Source organism: Bacteroides muris (ex Fokt et al. 2023) (assembly GCF_024704895.1).
GTDB lineage: Bacteria > Bacteroidota > Bacteroidia > Bacteroidales > Bacteroidaceae > Bacteroides > Bacteroides muris.
In genome coordinates, this window is sequence record NZ_JAMZEE010000020.1 from 36,181 (window position 1) to 47,974 (window position 11,794).

Here is an 11,794-nt window from a genome sequence, read left to right on the forward strand (position 1 = left end):
TCTCCACATATCGTTTTCGGGCGCAAAGATAAAAAAGAAATCTTGTATCCGCGCTACGGACGGCGGAGATTAACACTGATTCACATGACTCTTTCGGATTCCAACTCCTAAGTCCGAAGAGCGATAACTTTCTTGACTGTTTGCCTATAACGCCTCTATTTCTTCTGCCGATAGCCCGCTGCACCGTGCTATGATTTCCACGGGGATGCCTTCGGCTTTCATCCTCAGTGCCATTTCCTTTTTTCCTTCTTCTATTCCTTCGGCTTTTCCTTTGGCTAATCCTTCTTCTATTCCTTCGGCTTTTCCTTTGGCTAATCCTTCTTCTAATCCCTCTGCTCTTCCCTCTGCTCTTCCCTCTGCCCTTTCGGTATGGATGTTGTCCCTTAGGATGACCACATTGTCCAGGTGGCGGTAGTAAGCTTTCAGCTCGTCGGGCGACAGCTTGTCCAGCTGCAGCTTCTCCCTTGCCTCGGACAGTCCCGGCGCGGTGGCGTCTTCCGGAATCTCTCCGGTGTTGAGGAAGTATATCCATTGCTCCAGGGGCACCTTCGACCATCGGTCGAAGTCGTTCACCTTGAGTATGTAGTATTCCGGATATAGCTGGCTCACCTCGTCCGCCTTGAACGTCTGCTTCTGGAAGGGCGAGAGTTGCAGCAGCTCGTTGTTGTGTATGCCCCTGAACTCGGTCTTTCCGTGGTACACGAAGTCCGTTCCGCTTCCGAGGGCGAAATATACGATGTTGATGCTGTATATCTTCCTGATTTTCTCGTATCCCTCCCCTCTGTTGATGTATTCTGTCACCAGCTTGGACGTTCCGAACAGCATGCGCTGGAAGTAGGCGTACTCGTTGTTGTTCTGTATCTCGAAGAGCAGCAGTTCTCCCGTCTCGTCCTCCGCCAGCAGGTCCACGCGGTTGTACTTGTCGTATTCGCTTTCCTGGTTGCTTTCGCTCTCCAGCAGTCTCTTGATGATGATTTTCTTCTTCATCAGTGTGGTCATGAGCCCTTCGAGCACCGCGAAGTTCGCTTTGTCTCTCAGCAGGCGTTTCATGGCCCAGTCAAAACGGATGTAGTTGGACATGGTTTCTCCTCCTCTTTTTTGGGTTATTACTGTTAGTCGTTCGCAAAGTAACGGATTAAAATCTTAATAACCAAGGGATGAGGAGGAGTCTTTTGTTTTGGGGAAGTTAGAAGGAGTTATCTCCCTCAAATAAACTCCAAACACCGTTCGATCTCCTCCAGTTCCGTCACTACCGCATCCACCGGATTGCTGTCGGCGTCGCGCGGCTCTTCCCATTGGCTCCCTTTCAGCCAGATGGTGCGGCAGCCCAGGGCACGGGCAGGCTTCATGTCCTTGTCGAAAGAGTCGCCTATCACCGCGGTTTCCGACACGGGCAGGTTGCAGGCACAGACGCCCAAAGCGAAAATGGCCGGATTGGGCTTGCGCACACCCACCACGGCCGACTCGATGACGCGGTCGAACAACGGCAGCAAGGCGGCGTCCTGCAACACGGTGTGCAAGTTTCCGTAAAAGTTGGAGACGAGCACCATACTATACTTCGGCCTCAGCCTGCCCAGCACCCCGGCACTCCGCGCCAGCACCTCGCGAGTACATCCGTCGGCATACGCGGCCATGGCCTCTGCCAACTCCTCGCGGGGGGCAAAGGAAGCTGAAAGCATGCCCTGCTCCTGCAAGTACCCGAGCTGGATGCGGAGCTTTGCACGGAGCACGTCGGCAAAGTGGAAATGAGGTTGTATCAGCGGATGCATGGCCAGCGTCCGTTCGCCGTGGATATATGCCTTGCGAAAGGCATCCTTCGCCACCGGCACGTCGAAGTGCCGGTATACCTCCCAAAGCACCTCTCCCCAATGATTGCCGCCCGTATCAAGCGTACCGCCAAAATCAAAGATAAGCCCCTTCACGTTCAATTTGTCTTCCATAATGTTTCATGTATTTTGTTTACTGTTCCCTATCTTTATCAGTACAATCCCTATAGCTATCCACACCAATTCCCTCACCCGGGTGATGAGTCCGGTATAGACACCCAATGCTCCCGACAGATGAAGCCCGCCCACTGCAAGCGCCAAGCCTCCCTCACGCGCGCCCAGCTGCATTGGAGAAAAGAATATCAGATTGCTGAACAACGACGAAAAAGCCAGAATCAGCACTGCATCACCCACACTTACCTCTGCCGAAAAGGCGCGCAGGACGAAGTAAATCTCAAGACTCGACAAGAGGCGCGCCATGAATTCCAATACCAGCGAACTGTAAAACGTCTTCTTGTGCTGTCCGTGAAGCAAAGCTATCTGCTCGTCTATCCGCACCAAAGTCTCGCGCTTGGACTCCAGGAAACCGGATGCCCGCTTCCTGAGAAAAGGAACTTTCTTCAACAAGCCCAGCGCCTTCAGCATCATTCCTGCCCGATAACCCTTCAAAAAGAAGAAGACGGCCAGCAGACAACATGCACCCACCACGGCCAGCAGCAATGCCATGGAGAGACTTACCGGATACATGAAAATATAAAGGAATATAGACAGGAACCAAAACCAGATATGAGAGAATATGTGCATCATGACATACAGAATGACCGAAGAAGATGCCTTACTCACTCCCGTATAGGGGGCAAGTTCCATAATCCGATAAGGCTCGCCGCCCATCAACCCGCAAGGCGTAGTATAATTCAGCGCAAACCCGCTGACCGAAAGCTTATATACCTTCCAGAAGGGAATGGGGTATTTCTTCCCGTCGTTGATGATCAGATACCAGGAACAAGCATTCAGCAGATAGACGAAAAGCCAGAGCAGCAATACGGCGGGAAACCATATACCCGCACGCAGCAGGCTTCGTCCTATCTCGGAATAATCCATGCGCATCGTACAGACCATCAGCACTACGGCAAGAATCCCGAAAAGCATGAACCAGTTGCGGTACTTATTCTTCATAACGGTCTATGTTTCGGTTCAGACAATTGCAATGTTTCTCATGCCGGAAACGCATGTAGAAGAACAAGACGTTCAGCACCGTCGCCTCAAATACGAAGTAAGCCCAAGGTATTCCGGCCAGCACCGAAACAGACAAAACAATGGCACGCACATTGAAGGTCAGCGCATTGGCATACTTCATCAGCGGACGGCTCCCCCGACGGAAATCGTCACGGAGACTTTGAGGCACCGTCTCGGGAAACCTCCTGCCAACCTCGGAGATGAAGCGCTGGAAAGCAGGCGTCATCTGTTCCTGCGAACGGGTATAACGGATGTAGAAGAACAAAAACAACTTCTGCAGGCAATCTCTCTTCCAGCCGAGAATACGATAGGACTCGCGCAACCGCCGCGAAGTGTCCAGTTCGCTGTTCTCCTTCCCCTTCAGGAAGAAAAGGTGGATGTTCCGGTAGTAATCGGCCAGCTGGCACTGCTTGGCATGGCACACCAGCCCCGAAAAGGCTCCCAGTACCCATATCCCGATTCCCCACTCCGGTTGCAGCCGCAGGCAGACAGCCACATAGATGGCCAAGAACCAAAGGTCGCCGGCAAAGCCGTCGAGTATGCGCCCGAGCAGGGTCTTCTGTCCGGTAAGGCGAGCCAGCTGCCCGTCGGCGCTATCATACATATTCGCCCATACCAGCAAAAGTATGCCCAACACATTCAGACAGATATCCTTGTAATAGAACAACACACCGGAAGCCACGCCCAGAATAATGGAGAAGACCGTCACCATGTTGGGATGTACGCCCAGCCGCCTGAACAATAACGCCCAGCGATAACCTGCGGGACGATAGAAAAGGATGTCAATCCACTCCTCCGTATCGGCCGACTTCAATGTAGATACAAATTCATTTCCCATTCGTTTGCTATTTTTTGATATGATTCGCTATCCGTTCCATGATATACCCTGCTATCTTTTCGGCAGCCTCCACGCGGCAAGGAGAAAAACTGGGCCAGTCGTTAAAGTCGAATATCTTCATCTCACCGTTCTCCATCACTACGCAATCGCCTCCGTAGACGGGGACATCCATGACCCAAGCCGCCTTGTCGGCATATTGTTTCAGCAGCCCCACCGAGAACGGAAGTCCCCTGGCCTCGCCGTTCACGGCTTCGAGCCCGAACTTGGTATGCGACACCATCGAAGGGTAAAACCAATGGAAGAAATCCGTGCCACGCACTCCGTAGAACTTTACCAGATCACCGCGAAGATGCTCGTTCACCACCACTACGCCGATTCCACGCTGCCTGAAACGGGACATTGCCTGCTCTGCCTCCCGGCGGTTCTCCACATAGCAGACATCGTCTTTTATCATCGCACAAGCATCACCCCGCTTCACCCAGCACGGATATGTCAGGTCGTCCGGAAGAGTATCGTCCGGCCTTATAATCCGGCTCTCAGGATGCGGAATGCCATTGCCCGTCAATATCTCCGTCATCGGGACACGGACACAGTTGGCCACCCCAAAACCGGAATTGACCACCAGCCTACCGTCCTTCTCCAGTTGCTGCAACTGGGAGATGGCGGCTTCTCCACGGGCCATGCTATAGAAATAATCGGCCTCCACGCATTGCTCCACAAAATCGGCCTCGGTATAAATCACCACGATTGCTCCTTTCGACCTCAACCTTTCGGCCACTTCCCTGAGGATGGCGGCATCATTGTCTACCAAGTTGGGCGAATATGCGTTTCCACGGCTTATTCCCACAATCTTGACCGGACGGCGTACGGGTTCTCCCTTCAAGAATATCTCCGCCTTGCGGATATCGTCTTTATGGTCTACATCTACTATCTTCGCAAAGGGGCAGGCCTTCAGCCTGATTCCTTCCGCTATCAATGCCCGCTGGAAATTCCGCATACGCGACATTCCACCACGAATGCACTTCTCGAGCACGTCCAAGGCATTCGGCTTCAAACAATAGATACCACCGGAAACGTATTTGTCCTCCGGTTCCCGCGTATCGTGAAATCCCTTGATTCGGCAGCCTCCGTCCGTAGCCACATATAGCGGCTTCTCATCGTCCACAAACGGAGTGACGGCCATGCACCCATCCGCATCAGCCGTTGCAAATGTACGAATATATTCCTTAAAATCATCTTCTTTGAAAATCGTATCGACAGTAGTGAGACAGAACGGACCTTCCCGCAGATAAGGAGCAATGGCATGAAGACTGTGCATGGAGCTGGGAGTGTCGCGGACCACCAGCCTCAGCGGTACGGGCAAGGACAACTGTTCCAGGTGTTCCTTCACGGATGTGCTCCTCTCATTGACGATGACAACAATCTCCGTGGCACCATTGTCTACAAAGATGCGCAACAAGCGGTCAATCATCGGTTCCCCCTGAATCTGCACCAAAGGTTTGCAACACTCCACCCCTTCTTGTAAAAGACGGCTTCCCTCGCCTGCAGCTATAACGGCAAATTTCATAATATCACTAAGGCTTTCAGTCCCTCCAAACCTGCTGAATAAAAAACGGAAGCGTGGAACTGCGTGCCACTTATCCGTAGTTGAAGGTCCTAGGAAAACCCGAAAACAGAAATAGATGGACAGCAGACCCACGCTGAAACCAGCGTAGGAAACATACCATGCCATTCTCTGTTTTCTTGAAAATTTCCTAGGTTTTCAACTATCAGAATGAGCATTACGCTTCTTACAATATTATCTCACACAGAAATCGAGCGAAGACACTTCTTCAATCTCATATGCAAATATAGGGAATATGTCTGTTCCCCACAAACATGTGTATTCTTATTTTTACAACCCTCTGCCGGCTGCTATCTCCAATACGCTCCGGGGCGCTATCTCCGCCAGCGGACGCATCACAAAATCGCGTTCGCGCATCAGCGGATGGGGAAGTTTCAATCCGGGCGTATCCAGCACAATGTGAGTGCCGTCGTCGGCAAAACATAGCAGCAGGTCGATGTCTATCACGCGGTCGCTATACACTGCATTGACAGACTTGTGCGTACGCCCCATCTCACGCTCGATTTCCTGCGTTGTTCTCAGCACCTCCAAGGGTGCCAAGGCAGTTTCCACGCAAAGTGCGGCATTCAGAAAAGTATTATCGGAAGAAAAGCCCCAAGGGGCAGTAGCATAAAAAGCAGATAGGGAAATCACTTCCCCTATCTGCTTTCCTATCTTCAAGACGGCCATGCGGAGGTTCTGCTCTTTATCGCCGAGATTAGTGCCAAGACTGAAGTAAACGGTCATATATCGTGTATATTCAAGGGAGGGAGAATTTATCGGTCTGTAATCAGCATCGCATCTCCATACGTACCAAAGCGGTACTCCTCCTTCAAAGCCACGTTGTATGCTTCCATCACCTGCTCGTAACCGCCGAAAGCGGCCACAATCATCAGTAGCGTGCTGAGCGGCATGTGGAAGTTGGTTATCATGGCATTGGCCACGGTGAAGTCGTATGGCGGGAAGATGAACTTGTTGGTCCATCCCTCGTATTCCTTCAAGTGTCCGTCCGTGCTGACGGTGCTCTCGATGGCACGCATCACGGTAGTGCCTACGGCACAGACTTGCCTGTTCAGGTCTTTGGCATGGTTCACAATCCGCACGGCTTCCTCGTCCACAATCATCTGCTCGGAGTCGGTCTTGTGCTTGGTGAGGTCTTCCACATCAATGTCGCGGAAATTGCCCAGACCGGCGTGCAGGGTGACATAGGCAAAGTCGATTCCCTTGATTTCCATACGCTTCATCAGCTCGCGGCTGAAGTGAAGGCTGGCGGTAGGCGCCGTCACGGCTCCCTCGTTGCGCGCAAAGATGGACTGGAAACGTTCGGCGTCGTCCGGTTCTACGGGACGGTTGATGATGCTGTGGGGCAGCGGCGTTTCGCCCAGCGCATAAAGAGCCTTCTTGAACTCATCGTGCGGACCGTCGTAAAGGAAGCGAAGCGTACGCCCGCGCGAAGTGGTGTTGTCGATAACCTCCGCCACCATGGAGTCGTCATCGCCGAAGTAGAGCTTATTGCCGATACGTATCTTACGGGCAGGGTCCACCAGTACATCCCACAACCGGAGCTCTTCGTTCAACTCGCGCAGCAGGAACACTTCAATGCGCGCACCGGTCTTCTCCTTATTTCCGTAGAGGCGGGCGGGGAAAACCTTGGTATCGTTGAAGATGAACACATCCTTGTCATCAAAATAGTCCAGAACATCCTTGAACATCTTGTGCTCAATCTCACCCGTCTTGCGGTGCAACACCAGCAGACGCGACTCGTCCCTGTACTTCGTGGGGTGCAAAGCTATCTTCTCTTCGGGAAGCTTGAATTTGAATTGCGACAGTTTCATAAGTATATAATGTGCTAATGTGCCGACGTGCCAATGTGCCGATGAAGCGCAAAGCAGGCAGCACGTGTTAATAATCAGTTTTCTTCTGTTTCTATCTCCTGCGCGTCTATCCACTCCTTGAAGTCGAGGGGATTAAGACAGTCTTCCAGCCGGACGTCGCCCACGCGGGTACGCTCAAGGGCCGTGAGGTGGGCGCCGCTCTGCAAGGCTTCGCCGATGTCGCGTGCCAAGGCGCGGATATACGTTCCTTTGCTGCACACCACGCGTACTTTTATCCACGGCTCGGCAATGCCCAGCCCGTCGTCCAGCAGCTCTATCTCGTCGATGACCAACAGCTTGGGTTTCAGTTCCACCTCCTCTCCCTTGCGGGCAAGGTCGTAGGCACGTTTCCCGTTCACCATGCAGGCCGAGAAGGCGGGAGGCACCTGCTGTATCTCGCCGACGAACTTCTTCAGCGTCTCCTCCACCAGCCCGCGGGTGATGTGCTCCGTGGGATAGGTGGCATCTATCTCATGCTCCAGGTCGTAAGAGGGAGTGGTGGCACCCAAGCGGATGGCGGCAACGTACTCCTTCGTGTGATACTGGAACTCCTCAATCCGTTTCGTGGCCTTGCCCGTACAGACAATCATCACCCCCGTGGCAAGCGGGTCGAGGGTACCGGCGTGGCCTACTTTCAACTTTTTCACCTTTATCCGCCGGCAGATGTGGTAACGCGCATGCCCCACAACCTTGAACGATGTCCATCCCAGCGGCTTATTGAAATAGAGGACTTCTCCTTCTTTAAAATTCATCCGTATCAGTTTATCCGTTAATCAAGCTCAATACCAGCGTCGCAGCGCCGGCTATGGCGCAATAGACGGCAAAATAAATCAGCTTGCCCTTCTTCACGATATTTATCATCCACTTGCAGGCCAGACAGCCCGAAACAAAAGCAGCCAGGAAGCCTACCATCAGCGAAAGCGCAGGGATATCTCCCGCAACCGCCTCACCTTTCAGCATCTTCATCCCGTCCAGCAACGCTTCACCCAAGATGGGGGGTATCACCATCAGGAAAGAGAACTGTGCCAGCTTCGCTTTGCTGTCGCCCAGCAGCAGACCGGTTGCAATGGTGCTGCCCGAACGGGAAAGCCCCGGAAGCACTGCGCATGCTTGTGCCAGGCCGATGACGAAGGCATCCTTCATGCTGATGTCCTCCTTCTGTTTCGGCTTATAATAATAGGAGAAAGACAGCAGCAGAGCCGTCAGCAACAGGCAGCAGCCCACGACGAGCAGTCCCGAACCGAAGACAGCCTCTACCTCGTCCTTGAAGAATACCCCCACAATGCCGATAGGTATCATGGACACCAGTATATTGACGACGTAGCGCGTCTCCCCGTTCATCCGCCACTTGAACAGCCCCTTGAAAATCCAGTCAATCTCTTTCCAGAGCACCACCAGCGTGCTGAACACCGTGGCCACATGCACCACTATCGTAAAAGCAAGATTCTCCTCTCCCTCAACGCCGAACAATGCCGAACCGATGGCAAGATGTCCGCTGCTGCTCACCGGCAGATATTCGGTCAGTCCTTGAATAAGCCCAAGGATAAGCGCTTCAAACCATTCCACTATAGTTATTTATATAAATTATGAGTTATGCGAATCAGTAGTTGAAAATAATTTCTTTTTTACCGTTTATGAATCGAATGTGATATACCGATTATCTTCATTCCCCTCCTCCGGTTGGAGGAGGGGTGCCCGCAGAGCGGGGTGGTAGGTAAGAAATCTATTGCTCCTCCGCCCCGCCGCCTTTCGGCTTGTGCAACACGGCATATATCATGAACACAAAGCCCAGCAGGCAGACCGCAGGGGCCACCTTGATGCGTCTCACACTGAATATGTCCGGCTCGAAGTTCGTCGGAGTAGACGCGGGGCCGGTCATCAGAAGAAAACCAATGACAACCACTGCCATTCCGACGGCAAGCAGGATAAAATTGGTCTTGTCAAAAGCGAATTTCTCTTTACTCATCTGGTTATTTACTATTTAACTATTTACTATTTAGCCGTACTGCAAAGCAGCACTTTCTCTCTATACACTTCACCAGAGAAGCTTGTGAAAGCTCTCTTAAGGTTTTCTTTTCAGGCGCGGATTACACTGTTTCAAGCCGCTGTCATTGCATAACTTCCGTGAGATCCGCGTAATCCGTGCCTGAAACCATATCGCTTATACACTTCAGTGCGTTAAATATAATACAGCGCACTTGCCTTCATCCTCAGATACTTGTTGATGGAAAGCAAGGCGCACAGCCACGTGATAAGCACTCCGAACACCAGCACGGCACCCGACACCAGCACCATTACTTCGGGTGTAATCACCCTGATCAGTTCCGGTTCGTAGGACACCAGCCAACAGGCAGCTCCCCACAGGATGCCGTCGGCTATGAAAGCGGCCAGCACACCTATCCAGAAATTGCGCCGCAGAAACGGGCGGCGGATGAATCCCCAGCTTGCCCCCACCAGCTTCATGGTGTGAATGAGGAAACGCTTGGAATATATGGCCAGACGGACGGTGTTGTTTATCAGCGCAAAGGAGATAAACGTCAGTATCACGGCCAGTCCCAGGAGCATCAGGCTGATGTTCCTTATATTATCGTTCACGGCATCTATCAGGTCTTTCTGGTAGAGTACTTCCTGAATGTCGGTATTCTTCTTAATCAGCTTCTCTATCTTGGCGATGCTGTCCGAATTGGCATAGCCGGAATGCAGCTTAATCTCGATGGAGGCAGTGAAAGGGTTGTAGCCGAGGAACTCCTGCGGGTCTGTGCCCATCGCCTCGGTTTGCTCGCGGAGCGCCTGCTTCTTGGAGATGTACTCCGTCTGCTTCACGAAAGCCTCCTTGTCCAGCCTCTTCTGGAGCTTCAGAATGTCGCTTTCCTTCATATCGTCGCTGACTAGCACGGAGAAGCTGATGTTCTCCCTGACGTATATGGAAAGATTACGAGCTGCGAGCACAAAGAATACCACCAGCCCCAAAAGCAGCAACACCAGCGTCGTACTGATGCTGGACGTAATGAACTGCATGTCAAAATAGGATATCGAATTCTTCTTTCCCATAGGCCTCTCCCCTAACCCCTCCGACTCCCCCGTTGTCGGGAGAAAGCAATCCCGTAGGGAGGGGGAATAAGTTTGATTTTATTTATATATTGATATTATTTTAGTTGTTTCTCTCTCCCATTTCAAGAGTATCTCCTCCCTTTCTTATACAACCCCCTCCTGTTCCAGAAGTATCTGCCCCCCTCTCTATGGGGGAGGGGTCGGGGAAGAGGCTCTTCTTCCTGAACACATAAATCATGGAACTGCTGCGCTCCTTCTTCACCAATGCACTGAACCATGCCAGCGTACCGGCAACCATTCCCCTCAGGAAAGTACACGAACGCCCCATGTGCTTTTCCGTCAGCATGGATACGTAGAAGGCATCGAACGGCATGGGATGGCGCTCCGCCATGATGAAGCCGTGCTTGGAACCGAATTGCTGGATGGTGCCCGGCGTGAAGTGCCACAAATGGCGGGGCACATCGTAGGCAGCCCAGTAAGCCCCGTATTTCTTTGCATCGAAGGAGGAGCAGTTGGGCACAGCCACAATCAGCACCCCTCTTTCAGTCAGCAGGGAGTGCAGGGATTCCCACGTTTCGTTGAGGGGTTCCAGATGTTCCATGACGTGCCACAGGGTGATGACGTCGAAACTGCCCGGTGCAAAATTCTCCAGTGCCGTAGGAGGTTTCACATCCAGATGGAAACGTTCCTTGGCAAAGGCACGCGCCTGCGCACTCTTCTCCACAGCCTCCACCTGCCAGCCGCGACGCTGCATGGCATCGGCAAAATAACCGGTCCCCGTACCCAAATCCAGCAGGCGACCCTTCTTACGGTGCGCTTCACGGAGCACAAGGCGTGCCTTGTGTCCCAGCATATAATTGCGCACCCAGTGGTACACGGAATTCATTGCCCCCTTGCGGGTATCGGTATGTGAAATGTAATCAGGGGTTTCGTAGTAACGGCCGATTTCAGCCTCCACAGGAAAGTCTTGCGTGAAAAGGAAACCGCAATCGCGGCAGCGGCACAAGTGGAACATTTCGCCCGAGGCATAATGGTCCACACATGTCAAGGCACGCTCCAAATGCGTTCCACCACATAACGGACAAGCTTTTATAGTGAGTTTATTCATCGAACGTTCTGTCAATAAGGAGGTGCAGCCCAAACTGAACAGACCGCACTACACCTAAATTTGGTGCAAAATAACAAATAAAAAGTGGGTTATAGGGTTTCCATTAAGGAGATTTAAGAAAACAAGCGCTTGCGCCCAGTCCTCCGGAGAGGCCGATGACAAAGGCCAGTGCCTGACGCAACAGACACCAGTATCTGTCACGACAGAGGCCAGTGTCTGTCACGACAGAGGCCAGTGTCTGCCAGCCTGTTCGATATTGAGCGGACAACTGTCCGATAACGGACAGTCTGCATAAATATTTATTCACTGATTATCAGA

The 11,794-nt window shown here is 52.3% G+C and carries 12 protein-coding genes and 1 pseudogene; all 13 read right to left on the reverse strand.

The genetic code is table 11. From position 1 onward, the window contains the following. Positions 1-144 precede the first annotated feature (144 nt). Positions 145-1,080 carry an Rpn family recombination-promoting nuclease/putative transposase gene (locus tag M1B78_RS09800; RefSeq protein ID WP_257940558.1) on the reverse strand — a complete coding sequence of 312 codons (936 nt, stop codon included), beginning with the start codon at positions 1,078-1,080 and terminating at the stop codon, positions 145-147. A gap of 125 nt (positions 1,081-1,205) precedes the next feature. Next, the gene (locus M1B78_RS09805) at positions 1,206-1,940 is read right to left on the reverse strand and encodes an HAD family hydrolase (RefSeq protein WP_257940559.1); all 735 of its coding nucleotides are present in this window, start codon (positions 1,938-1,940) and stop codon (positions 1,206-1,208) included. A 6-nt stretch (positions 1,941-1,946) separates the two neighbouring features. Continuing rightward, positions 1,947-2,942 (reverse strand): lysylphosphatidylglycerol synthase transmembrane domain-containing protein, encoded by a 996-nt coding sequence (locus M1B78_RS09810; RefSeq protein ID WP_016272234.1) that lies wholly within the window; start codon positions 2,940-2,942, stop codon positions 1,947-1,949. Next, positions 2,932-3,840: a CDP-alcohol phosphatidyltransferase family protein gene (locus M1B78_RS09815; protein WP_257940560.1), complete on the reverse strand. Its 909-nt coding sequence runs from the start codon at positions 3,838-3,840 to the stop codon at positions 2,932-2,934. The genes M1B78_RS09810 and M1B78_RS09815 overlap by 11 nt, the downstream gene beginning before the upstream one ends. 7 nt (positions 3,841-3,847) lie before the next feature. Beyond that, a complete protein-coding gene (locus M1B78_RS09820) occupies positions 3,848-5,407 on the reverse strand; it encodes an NTP transferase domain-containing protein (protein ID WP_257940561.1) in 1,560 nt (519 codons plus the stop codon). 327 nt (positions 5,408-5,734) lie between these two features. After that, positions 5,735-6,190 carry a 2-amino-4-hydroxy-6-hydroxymethyldihydropteridine diphosphokinase gene (gene folK / locus M1B78_RS09825; protein WP_176468196.1) on the reverse strand — a complete coding sequence of 152 codons (456 nt, stop codon included), beginning with the start codon at positions 6,188-6,190 and terminating at the stop codon, positions 5,735-5,737. A 29-nt stretch (positions 6,191-6,219) separates the two neighbouring features. After that, positions 6,220-7,278, reverse strand: a complete 1,059-nt coding sequence (queA, locus tag M1B78_RS09830) for a tRNA preQ1(34) S-adenosylmethionine ribosyltransferase-isomerase QueA (RefSeq protein WP_016272230.1) — start codon at positions 7,276-7,278, stop codon at positions 6,220-6,222. 74 nt (positions 7,279-7,352) lie between these two features. Further along, positions 7,353-8,069 (reverse strand): tRNA pseudouridine(55) synthase TruB, encoded by a 717-nt coding sequence (truB, locus tag M1B78_RS09835; RefSeq protein ID WP_016272229.1) that lies wholly within the window; start codon positions 8,067-8,069, stop codon positions 7,353-7,355. 10 nt (positions 8,070-8,079) lie between these two features. Continuing rightward, a complete protein-coding gene (locus M1B78_RS09840; protein ID WP_257940562.1) occupies positions 8,080-8,883 on the reverse strand; it encodes an undecaprenyl-diphosphate phosphatase in 804 nt (267 codons plus the stop codon). A 157-nt stretch (positions 8,884-9,040) separates the two neighbouring features. Continuing rightward, the gene (locus M1B78_RS09845) at positions 9,041-9,283 is read right to left on the reverse strand and encodes a DUF3098 domain-containing protein (protein ID WP_176468198.1); all 243 of its coding nucleotides are present in this window, start codon (positions 9,281-9,283) and stop codon (positions 9,041-9,043) included. A gap of 212 nt (positions 9,284-9,495) precedes the next feature. After that, on the reverse strand, positions 9,496-10,368 hold the full coding sequence (locus M1B78_RS09850) for a cell division protein FtsX (protein WP_136009148.1): 873 nt from the start codon (positions 10,366-10,368) through the stop codon (positions 9,496-9,498). Positions 10,369-10,582: 214 nt separating this feature from the next. Continuing rightward, positions 10,583-11,476, reverse strand: a pseudogene (locus M1B78_RS09855) (class I SAM-dependent methyltransferase); the annotation flags it as partial. A 103-nt stretch (positions 11,477-11,579) separates the two neighbouring features. Continuing rightward, complete coding sequence (locus M1B78_RS09860) at positions 11,580-11,783, reverse strand: hypothetical protein (RefSeq protein ID WP_257940563.1); 204 nt, start codon at positions 11,781-11,783, stop codon at positions 11,580-11,582. Positions 11,784-11,794: the final 11 nt, after the last annotated feature.

Bases quoted from the DNA above. Each gene is read 5' to 3' on its own strand.
- truB (WP_016272229.1), bottom strand. From the start codon at position 8,069: ATGAATTTTAAAGAAGGAGAAGTCCTCTATTTCAATAAGCCGCTGGGA.
- M1B78_RS09805 (WP_257940559.1), bottom strand. From the start codon at position 1,940: ATGGAAGACAAATTGAACGTGAAGGGGCTTATCTTTGATTTTGGCGGT.
- folK (WP_176468196.1), bottom strand. From the start codon at position 6,190: ATGACCGTTTACTTCAGTCTTGGCACTAATCTCGGCGATAAAGAGCAG.
- M1B78_RS09815 (WP_257940560.1), bottom strand. From the start codon at position 3,840: ATGGGAAATGAATTTGTATCTACATTGAAGTCGGCCGATACGGAGGAG.
- M1B78_RS09850 (WP_136009148.1), bottom strand. From the start codon at position 10,368: ATGGGAAAGAAGAATTCGATATCCTATTTTGACATGCAGTTCATTACG.
- queA (WP_016272230.1), bottom strand. From the start codon at position 7,278: ATGAAACTGTCGCAATTCAAATTCAAGCTTCCCGAAGAGAAGATAGCT.
- M1B78_RS09820 (WP_257940561.1), bottom strand. From the start codon at position 5,407: ATGAAATTTGCCGTTATAGCTGCAGGCGAGGGAAGCCGTCTTTTACAA.
- M1B78_RS09845 (WP_176468198.1), bottom strand. From the start codon at position 9,283: ATGAGTAAAGAGAAATTCGCTTTTGACAAGACCAATTTTATCCTGCTT.
- M1B78_RS09800 (WP_257940558.1), bottom strand. From the start codon at position 1,080: ATGTCCAACTACATCCGTTTTGACTGGGCCATGAAACGCCTGCTGAGA.
- M1B78_RS09810 (WP_016272234.1), bottom strand. From the start codon at position 2,942: ATGAAGAATAAGTACCGCAACTGGTTCATGCTTTTCGGGATTCTTGCC.